The sequence below is a fragment of the Bradyrhizobium sp. ISRA442 genome, from assembly GCF_038085055.1.
Taxonomy (GTDB): Bacteria; Pseudomonadota; Alphaproteobacteria; order Rhizobiales; family Xanthobacteraceae; genus Bradyrhizobium.
In genome coordinates, this window is record NZ_JALGCN010000004.1 from 227383 (window position 1) to 253071 (window position 25689).

General features: G+C 64.4%; 23 protein-coding genes. 10 read left to right on the forward strand and 13 right to left on the reverse strand.

The genetic code is table 11. The features are described 5' to 3' along the window. Positions 1-7: 7 nt before the first annotated feature. From MTR72_RS10640 to MTR72_RS10650, 3 genes are all read right to left on the reverse strand, one after another. Positions 8-2197 carry an RNA degradosome polyphosphate kinase gene (locus MTR72_RS10640; protein WP_280971000.1) on the reverse strand — a complete coding sequence of 730 codons (2190 nt, stop codon included), beginning with the start codon at positions 2195-2197 and terminating at the stop codon, positions 8-10. A gap of 227 nt (positions 2198-2424) precedes the next feature. Next, positions 2425-3102 carry a DnaA ATPase domain-containing protein gene (locus MTR72_RS10645; RefSeq protein ID WP_341510349.1) on the reverse strand — a complete coding sequence of 226 codons (678 nt, stop codon included), beginning with the start codon at positions 3100-3102 and terminating at the stop codon, positions 2425-2427. A gap of 111 nt (positions 3103-3213) precedes the next feature. Beyond that, on the reverse strand, positions 3214-3756 hold the full coding sequence (locus MTR72_RS10650; protein WP_280964272.1) for a CDP-alcohol phosphatidyltransferase family protein: 543 nt from the start codon (positions 3754-3756) through the stop codon (positions 3214-3216). Between the two features lie 153 nt (positions 3757-3909). Here MTR72_RS10650 and purM point away from each other — a divergent pair, with 153 nt between their 5' ends. Together purM and purN are read left to right on the forward strand one after the other, a co-directional pair. Then, positions 3910-4983 carry a phosphoribosylformylglycinamidine cyclo-ligase gene (gene purM / locus MTR72_RS10655; protein ID WP_280964271.1) on the forward strand — a complete coding sequence of 358 codons (1074 nt, stop codon included), beginning with the start codon at positions 3910-3912 and terminating at the stop codon, positions 4981-4983. 4 nt (positions 4984-4987) lie between these two features. Then, positions 4988-5641, forward strand: coding sequence for a phosphoribosylglycinamide formyltransferase (gene purN / locus MTR72_RS10660; RefSeq protein WP_280964270.1), 654 nt, complete (start codon positions 4988-4990; stop codon positions 5639-5641). 93 nt (positions 5642-5734) lie between these two features. On the opposite strand, the gene MTR72_RS10665 is transcribed toward purN, so the two are convergent. Further along, positions 5735-5938, reverse strand: a complete 204-nt coding sequence (locus MTR72_RS10665; RefSeq protein ID WP_279370272.1) for a cold-shock protein — start codon at positions 5936-5938, stop codon at positions 5735-5737. 382 nt (positions 5939-6320) lie between these two features. Between MTR72_RS10665 and MTR72_RS10670 the strand changes: the two genes are divergently transcribed. Further along, positions 6321-7481, forward strand: coding sequence for an autotransporter outer membrane beta-barrel domain-containing protein (locus MTR72_RS10670; RefSeq protein ID WP_280964269.1), 1161 nt, complete (start codon positions 6321-6323; stop codon positions 7479-7481). A gap of 19 nt (positions 7482-7500) precedes the next feature. Here MTR72_RS10670 and MTR72_RS10675 read toward each other — a convergent pair whose 3' ends face one another. Beyond that, a complete protein-coding gene (locus tag MTR72_RS10675; RefSeq protein ID WP_280964268.1) occupies positions 7501-8541 on the reverse strand; it encodes a LysR family transcriptional regulator in 1041 nt (346 codons plus the stop codon). Positions 8542-8612: 71 nt separating this feature from the next. On the opposite strand from MTR72_RS10675, the gene MTR72_RS10680 reads away from it, so the two are divergent. From MTR72_RS10680 to MTR72_RS10700, 5 genes are all read left to right on the forward strand, one after another. Further along, entirely contained in the window at positions 8613-9230 is a 618-nt protein-coding gene (locus tag MTR72_RS10680; RefSeq protein WP_280964267.1) for a hypothetical protein, read from the forward strand. Further along, the gene (locus MTR72_RS10685) at positions 9217-9837 is read left to right on the forward strand and encodes a GNAT family N-acetyltransferase (protein WP_280964266.1); all 621 of its coding nucleotides are present in this window, start codon (positions 9217-9219) and stop codon (positions 9835-9837) included. The genes MTR72_RS10680 and MTR72_RS10685 overlap by 14 nt, the downstream gene beginning before the upstream one ends. Positions 9838-9862: 25 nt before the next feature. Next, the gene (locus MTR72_RS10690) at positions 9863-10444 is read left to right on the forward strand and encodes an isochorismatase family protein (RefSeq protein WP_280964265.1); all 582 of its coding nucleotides are present in this window, start codon (positions 9863-9865) and stop codon (positions 10442-10444) included. A 28-nt stretch (positions 10445-10472) separates the two neighbouring features. Then, the gene (locus MTR72_RS10695; protein ID WP_280964264.1) at positions 10473-10643 is read left to right on the forward strand and encodes a hypothetical protein; all 171 of its coding nucleotides are present in this window, start codon (positions 10473-10475) and stop codon (positions 10641-10643) included. A gap of 139 nt (positions 10644-10782) precedes the next feature. Then, positions 10783-12165: an aspartate aminotransferase family protein gene (locus MTR72_RS10700; protein WP_280964263.1), complete on the forward strand. Its 1383-nt coding sequence runs from the start codon at positions 10783-10785 to the stop codon at positions 12163-12165. A 75-nt stretch (positions 12166-12240) separates the two neighbouring features. Here MTR72_RS10700 and rnd read toward each other — a convergent pair whose 3' ends face one another. Together rnd and MTR72_RS10710 are read right to left on the reverse strand one after the other, a co-directional pair. Beyond that, complete coding sequence (rnd, locus tag MTR72_RS10705) at positions 12241-13389, reverse strand: ribonuclease D (RefSeq protein WP_280964262.1); 1149 nt, start codon at positions 13387-13389, stop codon at positions 12241-12243. Positions 13390-13744: 355 nt separating this feature from the next. Beyond that, entirely contained in the window at positions 13745-14644 is a 900-nt protein-coding gene (locus MTR72_RS10710) for a LysR family transcriptional regulator (protein WP_280964261.1), read from the reverse strand. A 104-nt stretch (positions 14645-14748) separates the two neighbouring features. Between MTR72_RS10710 and MTR72_RS10715 the strand changes: the two genes are divergently transcribed. Then, complete coding sequence (locus MTR72_RS10715) at positions 14749-15738, forward strand: zinc-dependent alcohol dehydrogenase family protein (RefSeq protein WP_280964260.1); 990 nt, start codon at positions 14749-14751, stop codon at positions 15736-15738. Between the two features lie 77 nt (positions 15739-15815). On the opposite strand, the gene MTR72_RS10720 is transcribed toward MTR72_RS10715, so the two are convergent. The 5 genes from MTR72_RS10720 to MTR72_RS10740 form a co-directional block, all read right to left on the reverse strand. Continuing rightward, on the reverse strand, positions 15816-17135 hold the full coding sequence (locus tag MTR72_RS10720; protein WP_280964259.1) for an ABC transporter substrate-binding protein: 1320 nt from the start codon (positions 17133-17135) through the stop codon (positions 15816-15818). A gap of 11 nt (positions 17136-17146) precedes the next feature. Continuing rightward, the gene (locus tag MTR72_RS10725; protein ID WP_280964258.1) at positions 17147-18016 is read right to left on the reverse strand and encodes a carbohydrate ABC transporter permease; all 870 of its coding nucleotides are present in this window, start codon (positions 18014-18016) and stop codon (positions 17147-17149) included. Then, positions 18013-18963 (reverse strand): carbohydrate ABC transporter permease, encoded by a 951-nt coding sequence (locus MTR72_RS10730; RefSeq protein ID WP_280964257.1) that lies wholly within the window; start codon positions 18961-18963, stop codon positions 18013-18015. Before MTR72_RS10730 ends, MTR72_RS10725 begins: the two co-directional genes overlap by 4 nt. Position 18964: 1 nt before the next feature. Further along, on the reverse strand, positions 18965-19813 hold the full coding sequence (locus MTR72_RS10735) for a phosphodiesterase (RefSeq protein WP_280964256.1): 849 nt from the start codon (positions 19811-19813) through the stop codon (positions 18965-18967). Positions 19814-20040: 227 nt separating this feature from the next. After that, positions 20041-21519, reverse strand: a complete 1479-nt coding sequence (locus MTR72_RS10740; RefSeq protein ID WP_280964255.1) for a protein adenylyltransferase SelO — start codon at positions 21517-21519, stop codon at positions 20041-20043. A gap of 194 nt (positions 21520-21713) precedes the next feature. Between MTR72_RS10740 and aspS the strand changes: the two genes are divergently transcribed. After that, positions 21714-23486 (forward strand): aspartate--tRNA ligase, encoded by a 1773-nt coding sequence (gene aspS / locus MTR72_RS10745; protein WP_280964254.1) that lies wholly within the window; start codon positions 21714-21716, stop codon positions 23484-23486. A 232-nt stretch (positions 23487-23718) separates the two neighbouring features. Here aspS and MTR72_RS10750 read toward each other — a convergent pair whose 3' ends face one another. Continuing rightward, positions 23719-25689, reverse strand: coding sequence for a hypothetical protein (locus MTR72_RS10750; RefSeq protein WP_280964253.1), 1971 nt, complete (start codon positions 25687-25689; stop codon positions 23719-23721).

Below are 25689 nucleotides of genomic sequence, written 5' to 3' on the forward strand. Positions count from 1 at the left end.
ACTCCGATCAGGACTGATGGCGTTCGTTCCGGCGCGTGAGCCGGCGCGGCGAGGATTCCTTGAGCGACTTTCCACGGCCAGACAGACTCGGATTTGTCATGAAGTAGTTGTGGACGTTGAAAGGCTCCTCGCCCTTCGCGGTCTTCATACGCGTTGAGGACCCGTCGGGCAACAATTGCCAGCTTTGCTCATTGTCCTTCAGATTCGCGACCATGATTTGTTCGAGAACCTGCTGATGCACCGTCGGATTTTGCAACGGGCACAGCACTTCGACGCGGCGGTCGAGGTTGCGCGGCATCATGTCGGCTGACGAGATATACACAGCCGCCTTGGCGCTCGGCAGGCCCTGGCCCATGCCGAAGCAGTAGATTCTGCCGTGTTCCAGGAAGCGTCCGATGATGGATTTGACGCGGATGTTCTCCGACAGGCCGGGGATGCCGGGGCGCAGGCAGCAGATACCGCGCACCACGAGCTCGACTTGGACGCCGGCCTGCGAGGCCTCGTAGAGCGCGTCGATGATGTCAGGATCGACCAGCGCATTCATCTTCATCCAGACCGCGCCGTGCCGGCCGTGCCGCGCATGCGCGGTCTCGGCCTGGATGTGCTCGATGATGCGTGCGCGCAGCGTCAGCGGCGACACTGCCATCTTTTCCAGATCGCTCGGCGCGGCATAGCCGGTGATGAAGTTGAACACGCGCGCGGCGTCGCGGCCGATGGTCGGATCCGAGGTGAAGTACGAGAGGTCGGTATAGATGCGCGCGGTGACCGGATGGTAGTTGCCGGTGCCGGTGTGCACATAGGTGGTGAGGCTGCCGCCCTCGCGGCGCACCACCATCGACAGCTTGGCGTGCGTCTTGAGTTCGAGGAAACCGTAGACAACCTGTACGCCGGCGCGCTCGAGGTCGCGCGCCCAGCGGATGTTGGCCTCCTCGTCGAAGCGCGCCTTCAGCTCGATCAGTGCGGTGACGGACTTGCCGGCCTCGGCGGCTTCCGCAAGCGCGCGCACGATCGGCGAGTTGATGGAGGTGCGGTAGAGCGTCTGCTTGATTGCGACGACATCGGGGTCGCGCGCGGCCTGCTGCAGGAACTGCACCACCACGTCGAAGGATTCGTAAGGGTGATGGACGATCAGGTCCTTCTGCCGGATCGCGGCAAAGATGTCGCCGCCATGCTCGCGCACGCGCTCGGGATGGCGCGGCACGTAAGGGGTGAATTCGAGGTCGGGCCGGTCGAGGCGGGTGAGCTGCGACAGTTCGTTCATCGCGAGCACGCCATCCACCAGGAAGACCTCGTCGTCGGCGGCCGACAGCGCGTGCTGCACGAAGCTGCGCAGCTCCTCCGGGGTCTTGGCGTCGATCTCGAGGCGGATCACCGACCCGCGGCGGCGGCGCTTCAGCGCGGTCTCGAACACGCGGACGAGGTCTTCGGCCTCTTCCTCGATCTCCATTTCGGAGTCGCGGATGATGCGGAACGCGCCCTGACCGTGGACATTGTAACCGGGGAACAGGCGATTGATGAACAGGGCGGTGGCCTGTTCCAGCGAGATCAGCCGGACCTTGCCATCGCTCGGCATGCGGATGAAGCGGTCGATCTTGCCGGGCATGCGGATCAGCGCGTTCATCTGCTTGCCGTCGGCGGCGCGCGTCAATTGCAGGGCGATGGTGAAGCCGAGGCTTGGAATGAACGGGAAGGGATGCGCCGGGTCGATCGCCAGCGGCGTCAGCAATGGGAACACGTTGTTGAGGAAGTAGTCCTCGATCCAGGCTCGCTCCGCCTTGGTGACGTCCTTGCCGTCGACCAGCACGATGCCGACGTCGGCCAGCGTGCCACGCAGGTCGCGCCAGATTGACTGCTGGTCGCTGGCAAGCTGGGAGACGGTGCGGTTGATCAGCGCGAGCTGCTCGGACGGCGTCAGGCCGTCGGGACTGCGCTCGGGAATGCCCTCGCGCACCTGGGCCTTGATGCCGGCCACGCGGACCATGAAGAATTCGTCGAGGTTATTCGCCGAAATTGACAGGAATCGGACCCGCTCCAGCACCGGATGGTGGGCATTGACCGATTCTTCGAGGACGCGGCGGTTGAAATGCAGCCAGGAGAGTTCGCGGTTGATGAATCGCTCGGGGCTCGTGGCGATCGCCGGCTGACCTTCGACTTCTTGAATTTTTTCCTTGATTTCAACGGCTTGCACGGATTCCATCAGAAGTCGGTCCATCTTGTCTCGCCTTACCTTGCACCTACGCGCAAAACCGGCCAGAGCATGTGTTAGTCCGATGACGTTTCGATGACGTTGCCTTTAGCGTAACGCGCCAGCCGTCCAACAGGACGATTTGGCTTCGTCGGCTGTAATGCTACAGGCGCAATCATTTCGATGACATTGATGTTCCGCAGTTCCGTCGCGTCAAGCGACCTCGAGGCGGGACCTGGTCAGGCATCGCGGAGGAGGTCAGCGGCCAGCGCCCGGGTCACGGGCCGGCCGAGCCGCAGGGCCTCGCTGTCCAGGAGCTCCACCGCCCGCCGGGCAGCGGCCGAGGAGCGCTCCAGGCGCGTGGCGAGATAGCTGACCACGCTCTCGTCGACCGTGAGCTGGCGGTCGGCACAAAACTTCACGATCAGGCCGCGAAACAACTGGTCGTCCGGCGGCAGAAGCGAGATCGCCGGCACCGTGCGCAGGCGAGAGCGCAGGTCGCGTAGCTCGATGTCGAGCGCGGCCGGAACTTCGCGTCCGGTGAAGAGGACATAGGCGCCGTCCTCGCGGGCGAGGTTCATGAGGTGGAAGAGGGCGCGCTCGTCGAAGTCCTTGGCCCTGAGATCCTCAACCACCAGCGCGCCGGTCGCCAGCGCCCCCGGCACGGTGGCTGCGGTCAGTGCATTGGCCGTGGTCGAACGGGCGCCGGCCTGCTCGGCCCAGATCGCCGCGAGATGGCTCTTTCCCGACCCTTCCGGGCCGGCCAGCCACATGATCCGGTGTGGCCACTCCGGCCAGCCATCGATCAGGGCAAGCCCGGCCGCGTTGGCAGGGCCTTCGAGAAAATTGTCCCGGCTCAGGCTCTCCGCATGCGGAAGCGAAAACGCCAATTGTCGGGGGTGAACGCGGCCTGCCACGCTAACTTTGCTCCATGCCGGACGTGCCGGCCTCACGTGAAGAGATCTGACATATCGAGCGCGAGCGAGTCAGCCCGACTTGGCCTTTTGCGGGGCCTGCACTTGCTTGGCTCACTTGGCGTCGATGGTGCTCATGTGCCGCAGCCATTCGATGAGATACAGCGACACCGAGGACAGCGTGAAGACCGTCACGAAGCCCATCAGGATAATATCATAGGGTGCCGGCTTGAAGCCGAAGGCGAGGGCGGCCAGCACCAAGGCTGCGTAGGCCACCTGGGCTGCCGTGTTGAGCTTGGATACCATCGACGGCTTCATCTCGACCGGCTTGTCGAACAGCCAGGACACGATCACGGCAGTTACGATCATGATGTCGCGTGATACCACCAGGATCACGATCCAGCGCGGAATGTCGCCCCAGATGCCAAGCGCCAGATAGATCGACACCAGCAGGGCCTTGTCGGCGAGCGGGTCGAGCAGGGCGCCGAGCTCGCTCGTCATGTTGAAGCGCTTGGCCAGGAAGCCGTCGACGGCGTCGCTGATGCCGGCGATCAGGAACACCGCGAACGCCACCTCCATTTGGCTCGATACGATGGCCCAGACGATGATCGGGACCAGCATGATCCGGCCCAGGGTAATGATGTTCGGAATACTCACGCGGCGCTTCCCGGCACCCTGTCTGACCTCAAATCCGGCCCTTTGAAGGCTGAACCGGTTGATATCTACATAGTATAGGGCAGCGCGCCATGCTTGCCATTGCGCGTCCCCGGAATTCGACGTAACCAGCCGCAAACCCACTGGAAATCGGGCATGACCGACCGCAAAAACGGCCTCACTTACGCCGATTCAGGTGTCGACATCGACGCGGGCAACCGCCTGGTCGACCTGATCAAGCCGATGGTGCGCGCCACCGCGCGCCCCGGCGCCGACGCCGAAATCGGCGGTTTCGGCGGCCTGTTCGACCTCAAGGCAGCCGGCTTCAAGGATCCGGTCCTGGTTGCCGCCACCGACGGCGTCGGCACCAAGGTCAAGATCGCGATCGAGACCGGCCTGCATGGCGGGATCGGCATCGACCTCGTCGCCATGAGCGTCAACGACCTCGTGGTGCAGGGCGCCGAGCCGCTGTTCTTCCTCGACTATTTTGCCTGCGGCAAGCTCGATCCGGAGGCTACGGCCGCGATCGTTGCCGGCGTTGCCGAGGGCTGCCGGGAATCCGGCTGCGCCCTGATCGGGGGCGAGACCGCCGAGATGCCGGGCCTCTACAAGGACGGCGACTACGATCTCGGCGGCTTTGCCGTCGGCGCCGCCGAGCGCGGCACGCTGCTGCCGCGCAAGGACATTGCCGCCGGCGATGCCGTGATCGGCCTTGCGTCCTCCGGCGTGCATTCCAACGGCTTCTCGCTAGTGCGCAAGATCGTCGAGCAGTCCGGCCTCGGCTTCGAGGCCAAGGCGCCGTTTTCGCCGGTGATGACGCTCGGCGGCGCGTTGCTGACGCCGACGCGGCTCTACGTCAAATCCTGTCTGCGCGCGATCCGCGAGACCGGCGCGGTGAAGGGGCTTGCCCACATCACCGGCGGCGGGTTCACCGACAACATTCCGCGTGTGCTGCCGAAGCATCTCGGTGTCGGCATCGATCTGGAGCGCCTGCCGGTGCTGCCGGTGTTCAAATGGCTGGCCGCGCAAGCCGGCATCGCCGAGCTCGAAATGCTGCGCACGTTCAACTGCGGCATAGGGATGATCGCGATCGTCGAGCCGGATGCGGTCGACAAGGTGGTGCAAGTGTTCACCGATGCCGGCGAGACGGTGGCGCAGCTCGGTCGGGTGATCGCGGCCGAAGGCGAGCACCGCGTCGTCTATAGCGGCCACCTTGATCTCGCGCTGTGAACCGATGAAGCGCCGTGTTGCCATTCTGATTTCCGGCCGGGGCTCGAACATGGCCGCGCTGATCAAGGCCGCGGCCGCGCTGGATTTTCCGGCGGAAATCGCGCTCGTCATCTCGAACAAGGCCGATGCGCTCGGGCTGGAGCGCGCAAAGGCGAGTGGCGTGCCGACGCTGGTGATCGAGAGCAAACCCTTTGGCAAGGACCGCGCCGGCTTTGAGGCGGTGCTACAGGCCGCCCTCGACCAGCATGGCATCGAGTTGATCTGTCTCGGCGGCTTCATGCGCCTGTTCACGGCCGAGTTCACCCAAAGCTGGTACGGACGGATGCTCAACATCCACCCGTCGCTCCTGCCGTCCTTCCCCGGCCTCGATCCGCATGGCCAGGCCTTGCGTGCGGGGGTGAAACTGTCTGGCGCAACAGTGCACTTCGTCATCCCCGCGACTGACGCCGGGCCGATCGTGATGCAGGGCGCGGTCCCTGTCAGCGACAACGACACGGCGGACACGCTCTCCGAACGCATCCTCGAAGTCGAGCACCGCATCTATCCCGAAGCGCTGCGGCTGCTTGCGACCGGCAAGGTCCGCATCGAGGGCGACGTGTGCAAGACGGCGGGAAGCGGACCTTCGGAGAATTTCCTGATTTCGCCGGTGGTGAACTGAGCCGCTGTCGCGGGACTTGCCGAACTCACAAACAAGATCCCCCGGCAGAGCCGGGGGCAACGTCGTGATCCCTTGCGAAAGTCGCGGGAGAGATCAGGAGACCTTGAGGTTCTCCGCGGATGTTTTGCCGCGGTTCTCCACGAGGTCGTATTCAACCACCTGGTTTTCATTGAGGGTCGTGAGGCCCGCGCGCTCGACGGCGGAGATGTGGACGAAGACGTCCTTATCGCCGCCGTTCGGTCGAATGAAGCCATAGCCCTTGGTCGGGTTGAACCATTTGACGGTGCCCTTTTGCATCGCCAGTCTCCTCCTCTAGACATAAAAAAGACGCGGCCACGCTTTTGCGCGTGCCACGCCACAAACGGGCTTCCGGAAGTCTGTTCGAGTCTTGAGTCTCAAAGTCGCGAAACGCACAGCCGAGCGGCCAAATCCGATTGTGCTGGATATTGCAACACGAAATTCGCACGTTAGCAAGCAGCGCGCGAATTTCAAGTCCGGACCGGATCTCCACGTCCGCTATTTCCGACCTGTGGCAACGGAACCACAATCGGAAGCAATCACCCCTGGTCGAGCCCCGCAACCGATTGACCCTCCGTGGCAGTTCAGCACAAATCGCCGCATACGCTGCGGCGTGTGTTGCATTTTTGCGCGCTGCCATTTGCTTTCGGGATTTATCGCCATGTGCTGCACGTCGCAGCTCTCCGGGACACGGCAGATGATCGGGCTGGACCGTGTCCGCCGGATCGCGGCTACGATTGTGATGGCCATTGCATTCGTTGTGATGATTGCGGCTACGTCGGCCCACGCGCAAAGTCCGACGCCCACCCCGACGCCAACACCAACGCCCACGCCGTCACCGACCCCGATCCCGGTGCCGACCGCGACGTACTACGACCAGTCGGCCGGCAACACCACGCTCAATCTCGGATCGTGGTTCCTGGAACGGCTCGGCAATCAGGCTTCGGGCGGCTTCAACCGCTCCCTCCGCACCAACCCCGGCGGGGGCGGCGCGTCGGAGAGCACGGAGGATCCGCGCTATCGCACCTGGTTCGAAGGCTATGGCATCTCGCTCCGGACCGACGCGCAGGGCGATTTCGTCGGCGACAAGCGCAAGACTTTCGGCGGCGTCGCTGGTTTCGGTGCGCGGCTCGCGCCGGGTGTTAATCTCGGCTTCTCGGTCGATCAGAGTCACACCGACATCGACGTGCCGCTCGCGCTCCAGTCCGCGACGCTCGACCTGACCCAGCTCGGCTTCAACGGCTCCGTCGACAAGGGCCCCTGGACCTGGGCCTTCGCAGTAGTGCACGGCTTTGGCAAGGTCCATTCCAGCCGGGACACCGGGCTTGGCCTTGCGACCGCGGGCTACCGCGCCGCGGTCGACGGCGCGCTGACCGAGATCAGCTACTATTGGACGAAGGATGAGATGCGGGTCGTGCCAAAGGGCGCACTCGAATATGTCCGCGCCACCAGCGCTTCATTCCAGGAAGCCGGTGGACTGGACCCGCTCAATGTCGGCTCGACGGCGATCTCGCGGGCGCGCGTCATGATCGGGGCCGAGATCGGACGCTATTTCATCCTCGACAGGAAGATCCTCGACCTGTCGGCCTACGGCAAGTTCGTCGACAACTTCTATCAGAACCTCGGCTCGGTCCAGGTCAGCCTGGGGACGGAGAGCATCATCGTGCCCGGAATCGGCGAGAGCCGTTACGGCATGGATGCAGGCGCTTCTGTCTCGTTGAGCCTGACCAACGTCGCGCGGCTTTACATCAACTACGATGGCAAGTTCCGCAACGAGCTCATGTCGCACCAGGGCACGGCCGGCTTCGAATACAGATGGTGAGGTGCGGCCTCGCGCACTCTTACGTCGGCGTCGCCGCGACGTAGCCGGTCAGGCCAAACCCCTCGCGTGCGGTCGCCATCATCGGAACCAGCGCGTTCGGATGGATGAATTCATCCCGGAAACAGGGATAGGTCCTGGGATCAAAAATCTTCTTCAACCAGTCGACCACGATTTTGTGCCGCTCCGAGGTGCGGAACTCCTTGTGATAGGTGAGCCAGAGATCGGCGTGGTGGCTGACACCGAGATCGACGGCGACGAGCGATGCACCGAGCGCGATCGAGACCGTCGGCAGGAAGCCGATGCCCGCGCCGCGCTCCACAGCATAGAGCACCCCGACCGAAGAGTTGGTCTTGATCCCGACGATGCCCTCCAGCGATGTCAGTCCGAGCACGCGGGCGTAGGCACCATCGTCGACCTGCGGCGCGCTCTGCTTGATGATCCGGTGATTCATCAATTCGGCGAGCGTCGCGGGCACGCCATAGAGGCTCTGATAGTCCTTCGAGACGAAGGGATAGATGTGCAGCCGGCCGAGCTTGGTGACGATCAGGTCGGGATTGGTCGGCGGCTCGAGCTGGATCGCGATGTCGGATTCCAGCCGCGCGACATCTGCCTGCTCCATCGCGCAGCGCAGTTCGACGGTGATCTTGCGATAGGTCTTCTGGAAATCGATCAGGCGCGGCAGGATCCAGAAATTGCCAGGGCCCTCAGTCACCGCGACGCGCACGGTGCCGGCCGTATCGTTCGACGAACGCGAGGCGCGGCGAAATACGTTGAAGGCGTGACGTTCCATGTGGGCGACGTCGGCAATCATTGCGGTGCCTTCGTCGCTGAGCGTGAGCCCGCTCTGATCACGCAGGAACAGCTTGCAGCCGATGCTCTCTTCAAGCCGGTCGATCCGGCGCATCAGCGTAGTGGACGTCAGGCCGAGTTCCTCGGCCGCGTTGCGAAAACTTTTAAACTTTGCGCACGCTAAAAACAGTTTCAAATCGTCCCAAGACGCATCCAGGACTTCTTCACGGTGCTGCGTCATCGCAGCACCCCGGTGCAATAGTTGCTGCATACTCCTGATCCCCAACCGCTAAGCTCGTTGTCATAGCGGGGCACGAAAACGACGAACGATAGAGGGGCGACATGGGTATGGAAAGGGGCTCGTTCGCCGCAAGGCACGATTTTGACTCGCTGGCCCTGAGCCCGGAGATCGATGTCCGTTGTGCGCAATTCTCGGAAATTGCGACGCTTTCTGAGATGGCGCGCCGGCAGGTGCCGGGCGTTCGGATCGGGGCAGCGGAGCTCGCACGCTACTTCGCTTTCGATCCCCAGAGCCTCCTGACCTTCAGCCGGAAGGGGCGCCTGCTTGGCGGCATCGCCTTCCTGTTTCTCAACGACCGTGGGCACGATGCGCTGTTGCTCGATGAAATCTGCTTGACCGCGCCCGACACGCGCCACCTCGCCGCTGCCGACGAGGAGGTGTCTGCCATCTATATCTGGGCGATTGCGGCCACAGGCCGCGGCATCGCTGGTCTCGGCAAGGCCGCGGCGCATCTGCGTCAGCAGCGGTTTCGTAGTGCGGATTGCTACGCTCAGCCGTCGACTGTCGCAGGACGCGACATCATGAAGGCGACGGGCTTCGAACCTGTCGCCAGCTTCCAGCCCGATCTCTGGTGTTACGAGCGGCCCTGGAACAGGCAGCCGCTGCGCATGCCGGGCTCGATCATCCAAGCAAGGAGTTTTGCAGATGCACGGCACTAGGATTCCTCTCGCCAAACCGGACTCCCGCGCCATCACGGTCAGGATCGCGCGCGATCCCAGCGATCTCATGCTCGTCACTTCGATCCGTTCCGCGGTTTATCTCGCCGAGCAGGACTGTCCCTTCGAGGAGGAGTTCGACGGCAACGATCTGGTAGCGGCACACTTCATCGGCTTCGTCGGAAACGAGCCGGCGGGTTGCCTGCGGGTGCGCTTCTTCGGCGAATTCGCCAAGGTCGAGCGGCTCGCTGTCCGTCACCAATATCGGCGCTCGCGCGTCTCGTTCAAGCTGGTGCAGGCGAGCGTCGACTATGTGAAGCGCAAGGGGTTTCGCAAGATCTACGGCCAGGCGCAGGACCGGCTGGTTGATTTCTGGGCCCACTTCGGCGCCAAGCCGCTGGGTCACAACCGCAAGATCACGTTCTCCGATTTCTCCTACACCGAGATGGTGCTCGAGATCGAGCCCGGGCCGGACGCGATCACGCTCGATAGCGATCCCTATGTGATTATTCGCCCCGAGGGCGACTGGGACCGGCCGGGCGTGCTCGATGCCTCGGCCGGGCGAGCGGTGACCTCGCCGTTGCGTGATCTCGCGCTGGGCGATCGTTGAAATTGAGACAGCCGCAAGCAAAAAAATGCAGGATTCCGTCCACGACGATCCGCCGATCCTGGTCTGCGCGGATCTCCAGGTCGAATATCTCACCCAGGGGCGCCGCCACGTCATCCTCGACGGCGACGCCGCCATGTCGCGTTGCCTGGAGCTCTTGACACTGTGGCGTGACAATCTCTGGCCGGTGATGCACCTGAAGCGCATCGCGCAGGCGGCCTGGTTCAATCCGGCATCCAAGCTGACCGATTGGATTGCGGAGGCGAAGCCGCGGCCCGGAGAGATGACATTCGAGCACCCGCTGCCCTCGGCCTACAGCTCGTCACGATTTGTCGACTACATGTCCAATATCCGCTCGGCCCGGTGCGTGCTGTTCGGTTTTTCCCTGGACGAGACCATACTGGCGACCGTCGTCGACGGTTTTCACCGCAGCCATCGCTACCAGGTGGTCGGTGACGCCGTGGCCTGCCGACAGCCGGGCGCCGGCGATGCCGCCGCCTACAAGCAAGCGGTGGTGAATGTCATCGGCAATTTTGCTACAATCCGGACGAGCGCCGAACTGATCAGGACCAGCGGCGCCATCGCGACCCAGGCAGGCGCGACCGGATAGGCGAACCAAGACCAGGTGGACTAAGACGTTGTCGCGTGGGGACGAGCTGAGGGAGCTGGTGGGCGAGCTGTCGCGCGCTGCCGAGAAGGCGCGCCGGCTCAGCCTGCCCACGACCGTCTATCTTCTCTCGATGGCGCTCGTCGAGGTGAAGGAGGCCACTGAGGCCGCCGATGGCGATGATGATGACGGAGCGGCCTGAACGTGGCACGGCACTGCTTTCTGCATCGCTGCCGGGCATTTGCTGCTGACGAAATGGCGTTGCAACTTCTGTAGTGTCGCAATAGCCAAGTGATGACGCTGGCCGCGCCGGTGATGTGAAGCCCTGAGGATCTCCGAAAATGTCGATGCTGCCCAATTCGCAAGAGGCCCGGGATGTGGCCTATCAGCTCCATCCCTATACCAATGCGCGCACCCATCAGCAGGCAGGTCCGCTGGTGATCGAGCGCGGCGAGGGGCCTTACGTCTTTGACGCGACGGGCAAGCGCTATTTCGAGGCGATGGCGGGGCTATGGAGCGTCGGGCTCGGCTTCAATGAGACGCGGCTGGTCGAGGCCGCGTACCGCCAAATGCAGGCCCTGCCGTTCTATCATACGTTCTCCGCGAAATCGCATGGGCCCTCGATCGATCTCGCCGAGAAGCTGGTCGCGCTCGCGCCGGTGCCGATGAGCAAGGTGTTCTTCACAAATTCCGGCTCGGAAGCCAACGACACCGTCCTGAAGCTGATCGCCTATCGCTCCAACACGCTCGGCCAGCCGCAGCGCAAGAAGGTGATCAGCCGCCTGCGTGCCTATCACGGCGTCACGATCGCTTCCGCAAGCCTCACGGGCCTTCCGAACAACCATCGGTCCTTCGACCTGCCGCTGCCGAACATCCTGCACACGGGCTCGCCGCACTTCTACAAGGACAGCGCGCCGGGCGAGAGCGAGGAAGCCTTTGCGACGCGGCGGGCCGAGGAGCTGGAGGCACTCATCATCAAGGAAGGCCCGGAGACGATTGCAGCCTTCTTCGGTGAGCCAGTGATGGGCGCGGGCGGCGTCATCGTGCCGCCGGCGACATACTGGGACAAGATCCAGAAGGTCCTGAACAAATACGACATCCTGCTGGTCGCCGACGAGGTCATCTGCGGCTTCGGCCGCACCGGCAAGATGTTCGGCTGCGAGACCTACGGCATCAAGCCCGACGCGATGGTGGTCTCCAAGCAGATCACCTCGAGCTATTTCCCGCTGTCGGCGATCATCCTGAACGACCGCATGTTCGAGCCGATCGCGGACGAGAGCAACAAGATCGGCGTACTCGGCCACGGCTTCACCGCCGGCGGCCATCCCGTCGGCTCGGCCGTGGCGCTGGAGAACCTCAAGATCATCGAGGAGCGCGGCCTGGTCGCGCATGCGGCCGAGACGGGCGTCTATCTGCAAGGCAAGCTGCGCGAGCTCGCCGGCCATCCGCTGGTCGGCGAGGTCCGCGGCGTCGGCATGATCGCCGCGCTCGAGCTCGTGCTGGACAAGCGGCGCAAGACCGCCGCAGCCACGCCCGGTGCCGTCGGCGGCATCGCCAGCCGTATGCTCCAGGAGCGCGGCGTGATCTCGCGCAACATGCTCGACGCCATCGCCATCTGCCCGCCGCTGATCGTCAACAAGGGCCAGATCGACGAGCTCGTCACCACGATCGCCGGCGTGCTGGATGATATGAAGGCGGAGGCGGCGAAGCTCACGCCGGCGTAAAGTCGGCGCATCTATCGATAGATCACGCGGTATGGGTCCTGGCCTTGGCCAGGACGACATCGGGGGGATCTCGGCCTACGCCCGCTTGACGCCGATCACGCGGCCTTTCTCGATCGCCAGCGCCAGCTCGCCGCGCTTGAGTTTCAATGCGGCTTCGCCGAACAGCTCGCGGCGCCAGCCGTGCAGGGCGGGCACGTCGGCTTCATCGTCGGCGGCGATCTGCTCGAGCTCATCCACGGTTGCGATCACCTTGCTGGCCACCGCGTGGCGCTCCGCGGTCATGCGCAACAGCACCTTCAACAGCTCGACGATTGCCGCGCCATTGGCGTTGTTGCGCGGCTTCTCTAGCTTCGGCAGCGTGGAAAAATCTCGCGCCAGCCCACGCTCGACGGCGGCGACGATGTCCGCGCCCCATTTGGATTTCTCAAAACCCTTCGGCACCGAACGCAGATGAGCGAGCTTCTCCAGAGAGGTCGGCGCGTGCGTTGCGATGTCGCTAATCGCCTCGTCGCGCAGCACGCGGCCGCGCGGCACGTCGCGGCTCTGCGCCTCCTGCTCGCGCCAGGCCGCGACCTCCATCAGCACCGCAAGGTCCTTGGGCTTGCGCACCCGCGTCTTCAGCCGCTCCCAGGCGCGCTCGGGGTGGAAGTCGTAGGTGCGGGGCGAGGTCAGGATCTCCATCTCGATCGAGACCCATTCGCTGCGGCGGCGCTTCTTGAGGTCGGCGTCGAGCGCTGCGAACACGTCGCGCAGATGCGTGACGTCGGACACCGCGTAATGCATCTGCTCCTTCGTCAGCGGCCGGCGCGACCAGTCGGTGAAACGGTGGGTCTTGTCCGGCCGGTGGCCGGTGACCTTCTCGACGAGCTGGTCGTAGGCAATGCTGTCGCCATAGCCGAGCACCATGGCGGCGACCTGGGTGTCGAACACCGGATGCGGGATGATGTTGGCCTGGTGCCAGATGATCTCGATGTCCTGGCGGGCGGCATGAAACACCTTCAGCACGTTCTCGTTGGCCATCAGCTCGAAGAACGGCTTGAGGTCGATGCCCTCGGCCAGGGCGTCGATGACCACGGCCTCCTCGGCGCTTGCCATCTGCACCACGCACAGCAGCGGGTAATAGGTGGTCTCGCGCAGGAACTCGGTATCGACTGTTATGACGGGGTGCTTCGCCAGCCGGCTGCAGGCAGCCGCGAGGTCAGCGGTGGTGGTAATCAGATCCATGAACGGCCCATGAGACGTATATCAGCCGTTCTGCCGAAAGTGCTGTGATGTCAAGGGGCTCGTAGCGAATTCGAGCCTTGCATTGGACCGGAATCGCTCGAGCCGGCCGAAAATCCTACTCGTAGCGGATCCGCTGCGAGGGTTTGCGGGCACACGGCAGCGCCACCACGACCACGCACATTGCGACCAGCGCCAGTCCCAGGAACTCGAAAACCAACAGATCCACGGCAAAATCCCCCGAAGGAACCGTTAGACTTGTCGGGGCGGTGTTGAGGGTCTGTTAATTCTCGTGGTTACCGGCGGCTGGACGGGTCGAATGGTGGACGAGAGGTTAACTGGGGCGAGAGCCCCACCGTCACGTCGTGAGCTTCGGCAGGGCGGCAGCCAACGTATCCACGGCAGCGCGGACCTTCGGCGGCATCTGAGGCGAGCGCGGCCACAGCGCGTGGCAATCGTAGAGGAATTCCGCCCGGCCTTCGAAGAGTCGGACGAGGGCGCCGGCTTGGAGGCGTTCGCGGACGAGCCAGTAGGGCAGCCAGACGAGCCCCATTCCGCGTGTCGCGGCATCGGCGATGGCTTCGAGATCGTCGAGCCTCAGCCTGCCGGTCGGTACGACCTCGCGCGGGGGCTGGCCCTCGCACGGAAACAGCCACGGGCGGACGCGCCCGGAGCGGCGATAGATGATCGCCTGATGCCGCGCCAGATCGTCGATCGATTTCGGCCTGCCGTGGGCGCGGAGGTAGGACCGCGCACCGCAAACCACCATGCGCTGGCGGGCGATACGCCGCGCGATCAGGCCGGACTGGTCGTCGAGATCGCCGGTCCGGATCGCGAGATCGTAACCGGCCTCGATGAGGTTCGCGATCGGATCTCCAAATGAGAGATCGAGCTCCAGCGCCGGGTATTTCCGCGCGAGCTTGAGCAGCAAGGGGGCGATGCAATGCCGCCCCAGCAGGGCCGGCATGGTCACGCGCAGTCTGCCGCGCGGTTCGCTCTGCTGGCCAGAAGCGACGGCGTCGGCGGCCTCTGCTTCCGTGAGCACGGCGCGGCAACGCTCATAATAGGCCTGGCCGGCATCGGTCAGGCTCTGGCGTCGCGTGGTCCGGTTCAGGAGACGAATGCCGAGCCGCTCTTCAAGGAAGCGGACATGCTTGCCGACCATGGGGCCGGACATCTCCAAAGCATCGGCCGCGGCCGCGAACGAGCCGAGGTCGACGGCCTTGACGAACGCGGCCATGCTGGTCAGGCGGTCCATGATTGCAAACTCTTGATTTCGACTGTTTGGCGTTCAAGACGATTTATCCGCTCCGACGCGGTTGCCATAGCTCCATTCGATTCAATTGTTTTGGAGTTGTGCCCATGGCGCGAGTCGTTCGTTTTCACCGGCATGGCGGCCCCGAAGTGTTGCGTATCGAGACCGTCGATATCCCGCCGCCGGCACGCGGCGAGGTTCAGATCCGGGTCAGGGCACTGGGGTTGAACCGTGCCGAAGCGCTGCTGCGATCCGGGACCTATATCGAGCCGGCGACGTTTCCCTCGGGCCTTGGTCTCGAGGCCGCAGGCACCGTCGAAGCCATCGGTGAAGACGTGAGCGGCTTTGCCCACGGCGATGCCGTCAGCATCGTGCCGCCCGTGTCGATGGTGCGGTGGCCGGCTTATGGCGAGCTCGTGACGTTCCCTGCAGAGCTCGTCGTGAAGCATCCGCCCGTGCTTGCCTTCGAGGCGGCGGCTGCTGTGTGGATGCAGTATCTCACGGCGTTTGGCGCGATCATCGACATCGCCGGGCTCGATCGCGGCGAGGTCGTCGCCATTACGGCCGCATCGAGCAGTGTCGGGCTTGCTGCAATTCAGATCGCGAACCGCATCGGCGCAGTTCCGGTCGCCCTGACGCGAAGCTCGAACAAGCGACAGGCCTTGCTTGATGCGGGAGCCGCCGACGTGATCGCGTCGACCGAAGAGGACATTCGATCGCGGCTCGCAGACATCGCCGGTTCAAAGGGCGTCCGGGTGGTGTTCGACGCGGTCGGCGGCCCAACGTTCGAGCCGCTGACCGCGGCCATGGCGCCGGGCGGGATCCTGATCGAGTACGGCGGGCTGAGCCCCGAGCCGACGCCGTTTCCGCTCTTCAACGTTCTCAGCAAGAGCCTGACACTGCGCGGCTACCTGGTGCACGAGATTATCCGCGATCCCGCGCGGCTCGCGCGGGCAAAGGCGTTCATCCTCGAAGGACTATCGGACGGCTCATTGAAGCCGATCATCGCAAGGACGTTTCCATTCGAGGAAATCGTCGAGGCGCACCGTTTCCTGGAGTCGAACACGCAGTTCGGCAAGATCGTTGTGACGATCTGAGCGGGCGCGTTCCCGAAAACGCATTCGGCGCCCCGCATGACGGGGCGCCGAAGCTTGCTTGCGCGATGTGACCGGCCTCAGGGAAGCTTCAGCGAGGTCTCGGCGTTGTACGGCTTGAGCAGCTCGTCGGCGGCCTTCTGGGCGGCGGCGAGGGCCTCCTTCGGCTGCTTCTTGCCGTTCAGAACGAGCATCACCTCATCCTCCAGCGTCTTGCGCACCGGCACCGTCTTGTAGGTCGCGAACCAGGGCTTTGCGACATCGAGCTGCTCGACGGCGGTCTTGGCGTCCGGGTTCTTGCTGAGGAAGTCGATCATATCGGGCGTCTTGTAGGCGGCCATGTTGGGCGCGAAATAGCCGGTGGCGCGGCTCCACCAGGCGCTCTTTTCGGGCGAGGTCATCCACTTGATCAGCGTCCAGGCAGCCTTCTGCTTGTCGGCCTCGAGGCCCGCCGGAATGATCAGCGAGGCGCCGCCGATCGGCACCGCGTTGCGGACGTTGCGCGGGATGAAGGCAACCTTGTAGGCGAACTTGGCGTTGTCGCGCACGTAGGTCAGCGAGCCCGTCGACAGCATCATCATCGCGGCATTGCCGGAGATGAAGGAGGTGCTTACGGCCGGACCGGGCGTGGCACCCGGCGCATGCACCTTGTGCTTGGTGACGAGGTCGTTCCACCAGGTGAGCGCGCCGAGCATCGAGGGCGTATCGTAATAGACTTCGCCGCCGAACTCCTCGTTGTAGTAGCGCCCGCCATTGGACATGGTGAGCGTTTCCATCATCCAGCCGCAATAATCATAGGCGCAAGGGATGGCGATGCCCCAGCGCGTGACCTTGTCGCCTTCGCGCCTGGTGAGCTTCTTGGCCCAGTCGGTCAGCTCCGCCCAGGTCTGCGGCGGCTTGTTCGGGTCGAGCCCGGCTTCCTTGGCCTGCTCGGCGTTGATGTAGAGCAGCGGCGTCGAGTTGTGGAATGGCACGCCGTAGACCGAGCGATTGATCACTGCGTTGCCCTGCAGCGCCGGGAAGAACTGGCCCAGGAACTGCTCCTTGGTGGTGCCGTCGGCAGCAATCAGGGAATCGAGATTGGTGAGCTCGTTCTCGATCTGCATGTCGAGCAGGAAATTGGCCGACATGATCACGGCAGCCGGCGGCTTGCCGGCCTTGATCGCGGCGCGGGTCTTGATCAGCGTGTCGTCATAGGAGCCGGTGTAGACGGCGGTCGCCTTGATGTCCGGATGGGTCTCGTTGAACTCCTTGATCAGCGTGCCCATGTCGCGGGCGAGCTTGCCGTCGACGGGGACCGGGAAGAACAGGTCGATCTCGGTCGGACCTTCGGCCAGCGCCGGGAAGGCGAGGGCGCCTGCCATGGCGAGGCCGAGCATGAGCCTGCGGGAGAACAGCATCGAAAAATCTCCTATTTGATGCCTGAGGTGACGAAAGAGCTGATGAAACGCTTCTGAAAGATCAGGAAGGTGATGAGCAGCGGCGCGATCACCATCAGCGTGCCCGCGGCGATCGTGCCCCAGGCCTGGGTGCCTTCGGCCGTGGCGGTGAAGACGGACAGTCCGACCGTGAGCGGCCGCTTGTCCGGCGAATTGATCACCATCAGCGGCCACAGGAAGTCGTTCCAGTGGCTGGTCACGGAGATGATGGCGAAGGCGGAGAAGCTCGGCAGCGACAGCGGCACGTAGATGTGGCGGATGCGCTGGAGCAGACCGGCGCCGTCGATCAGCGCGGCGTCCTCGAGCTCGGTCGGGATCGCTTCAAAGGCCTGTCGCATCAGGAAGGTGCCGAAGGCCGAGGCGAAGAACGGCATCATCACGCCGGTGAGCGTGTCGTAGAGGCCGAGCTGCGCCACGAGCCTCAAGTTCGGCACGATCAGCAGCACCGGCACGAGCATGAGCTGCATCAGGAACAGATAGAAGATCAGCGTCTTGCCGGCGAAGGCGAGGCGCGCAAACGCGAAGCCTGCCAGCGTGATCGTGACGAACTGCACCAAGAGGATGCCGGTGCAGATGAAGGTGGTGTTGAGGAAGTAGCGCGGGAAATCGCCGATCTCCCAGGCATCCCCGATGTTGTCCAGCGTCGGCTTCACGCTCGGCATCAGCTCGGCCATCGCGTTGATGCCCTCGGAAGCGGGGCGCAGCGTCGCCACGACCATCCACAGGAACGGGATCAGCCAGACGATCGCGAACAGCACCGTCAGTGCGAAGCCGAGCTTCGGCGTGATCTCCCGGCGGGTGGCGAGCGGGGCGTCCTCGAACAAACCCTTGAACAGCTTCATGGCCCGCCCTCCCGGTTCGCAAGCGTCCGGAAGGACAGCGCGGTCAGCGCCATCAGCGCGGCGAGCGTCAGCAGCGTCGCCGCGGAAGCCTTGCCGATGTCGTAATGCTCCACCGCCTGCTGGTAGATGTAGAACAGCACGAGATTGGTCGCGTTCGATGGGCCGCCCTTGGTCATGACGAAGACGTGGTCGACCTGTGTCACCGCATTGAGCGTGGCGATCACCGTGACGAACAGGAAGGTCGGGCGCAGCTCCGGCAGGATGATGTAGCGCAGGCGCATGAACGGACCGGCGCCGTCGAGATGCGCCGCCTCCATGACGTCCTCGGGCACCGCCTGCAGGCCGGCGAGGAAGAACAGCATGTAGTAGCCGGCGTTCTTCCAGATGGTGATGATCATGATCGCGTAGAGCGCGATGTCGGGATCGCCGAGCCAGTTCGGCAGCACCGGAAGCAGGCGGCCGATGTAGTAGTCGAGCAGCCCGACATTGGGCAGGAAGATGAACAGGAACAGCGCCGACGCCGCAACCATCGGGATCAGCACCGGCAGGAACAGCGCGACGCGCAGTGCGCTGGTCACCGCGTTGGTGCGCGAGAGCGCCAGCGCGAACAGCAATGCGAGCCCGATGCTGGGGATCGCGGTGCCGACGGCGTAGACAAGGTTGTTGACGACCGCACCGGTGAAGGAGGGATCAGCGAGCACCGCGCTGATGTTGTCGAGGCCGACGAAGCGAACCGGCGCTTTCGGCGTGGTGCGCTGGTAGAGTGCATCGACGAATACGCGTCCCATCGCGCCATAGGTGAACAGCGCGAGAAAGACCAGTGACGGCAGTAGCAGGAGATACGCCGGCAGCGAGGCCTTGAGACTGGCGGCAAGTCTCCCGAGAGCATGTCGTCGCGGCGGCGCCGAGGTCGCGACCGGGAGAGCCGCGGGTTCAGCGAGGCTCATCTCACCGCGCCACGAAGTTGAGCGCATAGTCGCGGTCCTCCATTCCCGCCGGGGCGGCGAAGGGGAAGCGCAGACTGGTATCGAGGAAGTCGTGGCTGTGCACGACCACGTTCTCCTGGTCGATCAGCACCACGCCATAGGCCGGCGGTTCGTGGCTCGCCAGATGCGGAGCGTTCGGATTGAGTTCGAACCAGACCTGGTGGTTGGTGCCACGCAGCGTCGAAAATGGGATCTTGCCATAGCTGCCGAAAATCGGCCGGTGAACATGGCCGAAGAAGAGGTGGCGAATGCGCGCGCGATAAGGCGCGATCACCTCGGCAAACTCCGCGCTCTGCGCCAGTGCGATCTCGTCCATTGCGTGCACGCCGACCGGGAAGGGCGGGTGATGCATGAACACGACGAACGGCATGTCGGCGGGCGCGGCGGCAAGCGTGTTCGCGAGCCAGCCCAGGCGCTTTGCGCACATCTCGCCCGCATGGCTGGTCTCGTCCAGCGTATCGAGGAAGACGAACAGGCCGTGCTCGGTGGTCCGCGTCCCCTGCACGAAGCCGTTGGGATCGCGCGGCGCCGCCTTCAGGCCGTCGAGGCAGGCGACGCGGCGGTCGTGATTGCCGACCATGGCGATGTAGGGAATTTTGAGCGCGGCCATCGCCTCGGCAAAATTGGCGTAGGACGCAGGCTCACCCCAATGGGTGAGGTCGCCGGTCACGACCGCAAACGCGGCGTCGGACTGGTGCTGGTTGATGTCGGCGATGGCGGCATCCAGCCGGGCGCGCGGGTCGAGCCCATAGAGCTTCAGTCCCGGGCCCGCGAGATGCGTGTCGGTGAGGTGGATGAATTTGAAGGGCATGGCGCGCGTGTCAGGTCTCTGGGAGGACGGTCGCCTCCGGCAAGACGGCCCGCCAGCCGGTTAGAGTGAGAGTGTTTCAGTTTGATGACAGTGGTTGCCGACGCCGCAAATTGTTGGGCAGAACGGCAGATGCGGTCAACCGGGTCGTCTCGCGCTGCGGCATCGAGCCGATCGCGCGAGCACGCGACGAACGCCAGCCTCAAGCAGCGCACGAAGCCGAACCAACCTCACGTCCCGCAGAACGTCCGCAGCACTCGCTGATCCGGCAGCGGAGGATCTTGATAGGCAGCGTACTCCGGCTGATCGCCGTACGGCTTCGCCAGCACCTTCACCAATTCCTCGAACGGCGCGTAATCGTCGTTGTTCATCGCCGCCTGAATCACGGCCTCGACGCGGTGGTTGCGCGGGATAAAGGCGGGGTTGACCGCATGCATGGCGGCTTGTCGCTCGGCCGGTGTCTGCGGCTCCAAGGCGATGCGCTCGCGCCAGCGCTTGGCCCAGTCGTCGAAAGCCGACGGGTCCATGAATTGCGCGCGGACGTCGGCAAGGCCGGCTTCGTCACCTGCGGCATCGCCGAGCCGGCGGAAGGTGAGGGTGAAGTCGGCCTGGTTCTTCGCCATGGCGTCGAGCAGGTCCTGGATGAGCGCGTCGTCGCCGTCGCCCTCAGTGAACAGGCCGACCTTTCTGCGCAGGCCCGCCTGATAGGCCTTGCTGAAGATGTCGGGGAACGCGCCGAGAATGTCCTGCGCTTGTTCGATCGCCTTCTCCTGGTCGTCGGAGAACAGCGGCAGCAGGCATTCGGCCAGGCGAGTCAGATTCCACAGTGCGATGCGCGGCTGGTTGGCATAGGCGTAGCGGCCCATCTCGTCGATCGAGGAAAACACCTGTGCGGGATCGTAGGCATCCATGAAGGCGCAGGGGCCGTAGTCGATGGTCTCGCCGGAGATCGAGGTGTTGTCGGTGTTCATGACGCCGTGGATGAAGCCGACCAGCAGCCAGCGCGCGACGAGATCGGCCTGGCGCGCCACGACGCCGGCGAGCAGCGCATGATAGGGCCGCTCGGCACCGAGCAGCTCCGGATAGTGGCGGGCGATGACGTGATCGGCGAGCTTGCGGACCGCGTCGGTGTCGCGGCGGACGGCAAAAAACTGGAAGGTGCCGACGCGGATGTGGCTCGCTGCAATGCGCGTCAGCACTGCGCCCGGGAGCGCGGTTTCGCGCAGCACGTGCTCGCCGGTGACAACAGCAGCAAGCGAGCGCGTGGTCGGAATGCCCAGCGCGAACATGGCTTCGCTCACGATGTACTCGCGCAGCACCGGACCGAGCGCGGCGCGGCCGTCGCCGCGGCGGGAGAACGGAGTGGGACCTGACCCCTTGAGCTGGATGTCGCGGCGGACGCCGTCCTTGTCGATGACCTCGCCGAGCAGGATTGCCCTTCCGTCGCCGAGCTGGGGCACGAACTGCCCGAACTGGTGGCCGGCATACGCCATGGCGATGGGGTCGGCGCCCGGTGGAACCGTCTTGCCGGCCAGGATTTCGGCGCCTTCGGGGGTCTCCAGGATATCGGGATCGAGCCCGAGCTGGACCGCCAGCGGCCGGTTCAGCTTGATCAGCCGGGGCGCGGCGACGGGCGTCGGCGCGACGCGGGCAAAGAACGTGTCCGGCAGCGCCGAATAGGAATTCTGGAAGGGGAAATGCACCGTCATGGCCTTAAAGATAGGCTCGGAACGCCGATCGGCAAAGGCTTGTGCCCTGATGGGCCAAAAATGGACGTTCCGGGCCCAAAACAGGCCGTTCCCTTGGTTGCCGCCCCCGGCCTCGTCGGGTAAACCCTGCCGCAACTTCGGACCGGCCTTTTGGCCGTCCGATTCGATCCTCCGACATTGATTTTGGGACGACCATGCATCGCTACCGGTCACATACATGCGGCGCGCTCCGCGAGAGCCACATCGGCGAGACGATCCGCCTCTCAGGCTGGGTCCATCGCGTTCGCGACCATGGCGGCGTGCTGTTCATCGACCTGCGCGACCATTACGGCCTGACCCAGTGCGTGGTCGACCCGGACTCGCCGGCGTTTTCGCTCGCCGAGAAGCTGCGCTCGGAATTCGTGGTGCGCATGGACGGCAAGGTTCGCCGCCGGCCCGAGGGCACCGACAATGACGACCTCGCGACCGGCAAGGTCGAAGTTTACGTCAGCGAGATCGAGGTGCTCGGCCCGGCCGGCGATCTGCCGCTGCCGGTGTTCGGCGACCAGGAATATCCTGAGGACATCAGGCTGAAATACCGCTTCCTCGACCTGCGTCGTGAGAAGCTGCACCAGAACATCATGACGCGCGTCGCGATCATCGATTCCATGCGCCGGCGCATGAAGGATCAGGGGTTCTTCGAGTTCAACACCCCGATCCTGACCGCGTCCTCGCCGGAAGGCGCGCGCGACTTCCTGGTGCCCTCGCGCATCCATCCCGGTAAGTTCTACGCGTTGCCGCAGGCGCCGCAGCAGTACAAGCAGCTCCTGATGATGAGCGGCTTCGACCGCTACTTCCAGATCGCGCCGTGCTTCCGCGACGAGGACCCGCGCGCCGACCGCCTGCCGGGCGAATTTTATCAGCTCGACGTGGAGATGAGCTTCGTCACGCAGGACGACGTCTTCGCGGCGATGGAGCCGGTGATCACCGGCGTGTTCGAGGAGTTCGCCAAGGGCAAGCCGGTGACCAAGGGCTGGCGGCGGATTCCGTTCGCCGAGGCCTTGCGCAAATACGGCAGCGACAAGCCGGACCTGCGCAACCCGATCGAGATGCAGGACGTCTCCGAGCACTTCCGCGGCTCCGGCTTCAAGGTCTTTGCGCGCATGCTCGAAGACCCCAAGAACCAGGTCTGGGCGATCCCGGCCGCGGGCGGCGGCTCGCGTGCGTTCTGTGACCGCATGAATTCGTGGGCGCAAGGCGAGGGCCAGCCCGGCCTCGGCTACATCATGTGGCGCGAGGGCGGCGAGGGTGCGGGTCCCCTGGCGAACAATATCGGGCCGGAGCGCACGGCCGCGATTCGCGCGCAGCTCGGCGTCAAGGAAGGCGATGCCGCCTTCTTCGTCGCCGGCGATCCCGACAAGTTCTGGAAGTTTTCAGGCCTTGCCCGCAACAAGGTCGGCGAAGAGCTGAACCTCACCGACAAGGAGCGGTTCGAGCTCGCCTGGATCGTCGACTTCCCGATGTACGAGTACAACGAGGACGATAAGAAGGTCGATTTCTCCCACAACCCGTTCTCGATGCCGCAAGGCGGTCTGCAAGCGCTGAAGGGCCAGGACCCGCTGACCATCAAGGCGTTCCAGTACGACATCACCTGCAACGGCTACGAGATCGCCTCGGGCGGTATCCGCAACCACGTGCCGGAAGCGATGGTGAAGGCGTTCGAGATCGCCGGCTATGGCGAGCAGGAAGTGGTCGATCGCTTCGGCGGCATGTACCGCGCCTTCCAGTATGGCGCGCCGCCGCATGGTGGCATGGCGGCGGGCGTCGATCGCATCGTCATGCTACTGTGCGGCACCACGAACCTGCGCGAGATCTCGCTGTTCCCGATGAACCAGCAGGCCATGGACCTCCTGATGGGCGCGCCCTCGGAAGCCACGACCAAGCAGCTCCGCGAACTGCACATCCGGGTCAACCTGCCGCAGAAGTGACGTTGCTTCGCCTTTCCCCGCGTGCGGGGAGAGGCCGCATCCACATCGTCATTGCGAGCGCAGCGAAGCAATCCAGAGTCTCTCCGCGGAAAGATTCTGGATTGCTTCGCTGCGCTCGCAATGACAGAGAACGAGGACCGTTCGCGAGTCCAACTCTCATCGAATTTGCAGGGCGGCCCAACCCTCTGCCCGTAAGAGCGGAGCGAGGGAGCAAGCGCACCGCCGTTGTAGCTCACATCCCCGTCGACGCCTCGATCCGGAATTGCGCCAGCGCGACGATCGGCTCGGTCTTCAGGAGCTCGATGAGCTGAAGCACTGGCACCTTGCCGAGCGGCGTCAGCTTGAGCGCAAGCGTCTGGCCGGGCGTCTGGACGAAGCTCGCGATCGCGTCCACCGCCGCGCCTGCATCGGGGTTGGCGGCGGCGACCTGTCCGCGCTGCGCCTTGATACCGTCGATGATCGCCTGCCGCGCGGCGTCGCGGCCGACATTTTGCGTGCGCGCGAATTGCGCGACCGCGAGATCGACGATGCCATTGTCGTGCAAGCTGAACTCCACCGTGCCGGCCTCGATCTCGCCCGCCTGGGCTATGGCCTGCGTCAGATCGGACGTGAACACGCTGCGTGGCACGTTGCCGAGCGCGACGCGGGCCTGCGCCTTGGCGAGGTTGCCGAGATCGATGGTGGCCGGCGCGAGAGCGAAACTGCTTGAAGTTTCTGTCCAGGCGGCGCCGACATCGAGGTCTATCGCGAGCTTGTCGATGCCGGCCATGGTCAGCGGCATCTGCCTTGGGTTGGCCGGATCGGTCGGAGCGACCATCTTCACGACCAGATTGGCCTTGCTCGGGATCGATCCGATCAAGTGCCCCCAGTTCAGGCTGATCGTATCGATGGTGACGAGCTGCCGCGCGTTCTTGTAGGGCGAGACCACGCCCTTGATCTCGGCGCCTTCGAGCACCCAGAACAGGGCCAGCATCTGGTCCGGCGAGGGCGCTTGTCCCGGATTGGCGACGTTCGCCGCCCAGCGCATCAGATTAGCCGCACTGAACGATTTGAGCGCGAAGCGCTCCATCTTGAACTGCCCCTGCGGGGACGGCGTATCGACGCCCTCGATCGCGAGCTCGCCCTGCTGGTATCTGATCGTCTTGATCTTCGGCGTCCCCTGCGGCGTCGCCATCGACAGGTTGCCGATCTCGATCTTGCCGACCCGAAGGCCCTCATAGAAGCCAGCGAGCTTCTCCAGCATGTCGCGCGACTGCGCCGGCGTGGGCGGGGTCGACCGATCGGCCGACACCAAAGCGAAGATCTCGGCCGGCCGGAATTTCGACGGCTGGACCGCGATGTCGTCGACGGCGACCCCGTCGATCTGCATCCGCACGCCCTGGGTCGACGTCACCACATAGGGACCGGTCGAGACTTGCCGGTAGACGCGATGATAGCTGTCGTCACTTGTCTTCTGCGGATCGAGTGCCGCGGCGATCGCCGTCGAGTCGAAATCATTGATGAGGATGGTTGAGAGCTCGCCGGTCAGCTTGTTCTGCTTGCCCGGCTGCGGCACGTTGAACGTGAAGGTCGCATGGTCCGCCTTCATCGCATCGATCTTGCCCTCGCCGAGGTTCTGGATTTCCAGGCCCGAATAGACGATGTCGCCGCTGCCGCCCGCGCCGTTGCCGGCATCGACAGAGACGGTGAGGGTGGGGGCGACGACCGAGGACGCCGTAATGGCTGCATATTGCTCGAGCACAAACCGGTACATGTCGACGAGTGAGTCCGACGCCGGTGCACCTTGGACGCGAACGGGGCCGGAATAATCCCGCAGCGTGATTTGAGGTATCTTGTAGGTCGCCTTCAGCTTCGCTGCGCCGAAATCCTCCAGCGCGACGTCCAGGCCGGCGATCTCGATACTGTCCGCGGAGACGCGCGTCTCGTCGATCCGGCGGACGCCGGTGCCCCTGAGGCTCGCGATCCTGACATGGGCCTGCGGCTGCTGACCGGGCTCGATGGCGATGTCCTCGATCGTGAGCGTCCGCGTCGCGAGGTCGAACGCCATTCTGCCGTGGCTCGCCTTAGCCCCGCGGGCGCGGATCTGATCAAACATCGCCTCGACCTCGGCCGTGGCGCGGTGCTGGACGTAGAGATTGAAACCGAGCCATCCGCCTGCGGCCAGCACGGCGAGGGCGATCAGGCCGATCAGGATTCGTCTCAT

What these genes read in the sequence shown, in the direction of transcription:
- MTR72_RS10640 (WP_280971000.1), bottom strand. Translation starts at nt 2,197, where the DNA reads ATGGAATCCGTGCAAGCCGTTGAAATCAAGGAAAAAATTCAAGAAGTC.
- purM (WP_280964271.1), top strand. Translation starts at nt 3,910, where the DNA reads ATGACCGACCGCAAAAACGGCCTCACTTACGCCGATTCAGGTGTCGAC.
- purN (WP_280964270.1), top strand. Translation starts at nt 4,988, where the DNA reads ATGAAGCGCCGTGTTGCCATTCTGATTTCCGGCCGGGGCTCGAACATG.
- MTR72_RS10665 (WP_279370272.1), bottom strand. Translation starts at nt 5,938, where the DNA reads ATGCAAAAGGGCACCGTCAAATGGTTCAACCCGACCAAGGGCTATGGC.
- MTR72_RS10670 (WP_280964269.1), top strand. Translation starts at nt 6,321, where the DNA reads ATGTGCTGCACGTCGCAGCTCTCCGGGACACGGCAGATGATCGGGCTG.
- MTR72_RS10675 (WP_280964268.1), bottom strand. Translation starts at nt 8,541, where the DNA reads ATGCAGCAACTATTGCACCGGGGTGCTGCGATGACGCAGCACCGTGAA.
- MTR72_RS10680 (WP_280964267.1), top strand. Translation starts at nt 8,613, where the DNA reads ATGGGTATGGAAAGGGGCTCGTTCGCCGCAAGGCACGATTTTGACTCG.
- MTR72_RS10685 (WP_280964266.1), top strand. Translation starts at nt 9,217, where the DNA reads ATGCACGGCACTAGGATTCCTCTCGCCAAACCGGACTCCCGCGCCATC.
- MTR72_RS10690 (WP_280964265.1), top strand. Translation starts at nt 9,863, where the DNA reads ATGCAGGATTCCGTCCACGACGATCCGCCGATCCTGGTCTGCGCGGAT.
- MTR72_RS10700 (WP_280964263.1), top strand. Translation starts at nt 10,783, where the DNA reads ATGTCGATGCTGCCCAATTCGCAAGAGGCCCGGGATGTGGCCTATCAG.
- rnd (WP_280964262.1), bottom strand. Translation starts at nt 13,389, where the DNA reads ATGGATCTGATTACCACCACCGCTGACCTCGCGGCTGCCTGCAGCCGG.
- MTR72_RS10710 (WP_280964261.1), bottom strand. Translation starts at nt 14,644, where the DNA reads ATGGACCGCCTGACCAGCATGGCCGCGTTCGTCAAGGCCGTCGACCTC.
- MTR72_RS10715 (WP_280964260.1), top strand. Translation starts at nt 14,749, where the DNA reads ATGGCGCGAGTCGTTCGTTTTCACCGGCATGGCGGCCCCGAAGTGTTG.
- MTR72_RS10720 (WP_280964259.1), bottom strand. Translation starts at nt 17,135, where the DNA reads ATGCTGTTCTCCCGCAGGCTCATGCTCGGCCTCGCCATGGCAGGCGCC.
- MTR72_RS10725 (WP_280964258.1), bottom strand. Translation starts at nt 18,016, where the DNA reads ATGAAGCTGTTCAAGGGTTTGTTCGAGGACGCCCCGCTCGCCACCCGC.
- MTR72_RS10730 (WP_280964257.1), bottom strand. Translation starts at nt 18,963, where the DNA reads ATGAGCCTCGCTGAACCCGCGGCTCTCCCGGTCGCGACCTCGGCGCCG.
- MTR72_RS10735 (WP_280964256.1), bottom strand. Translation starts at nt 19,813, where the DNA reads ATGCCCTTCAAATTCATCCACCTCACCGACACGCATCTCGCGGGCCCG.
- MTR72_RS10740 (WP_280964255.1), bottom strand. Translation starts at nt 21,519, where the DNA reads ATGACGGTGCATTTCCCCTTCCAGAATTCCTATTCGGCGCTGCCGGAC.
- aspS (WP_280964254.1), top strand. Translation starts at nt 21,714, where the DNA reads ATGCATCGCTACCGGTCACATACATGCGGCGCGCTCCGCGAGAGCCAC.
- MTR72_RS10750 (WP_280964253.1), bottom strand. Translation starts at nt 25,689, where the DNA reads ATGAGACGAATCCTGATCGGCCTGATCGCCCTCGCCGTGCTGGCCGCA.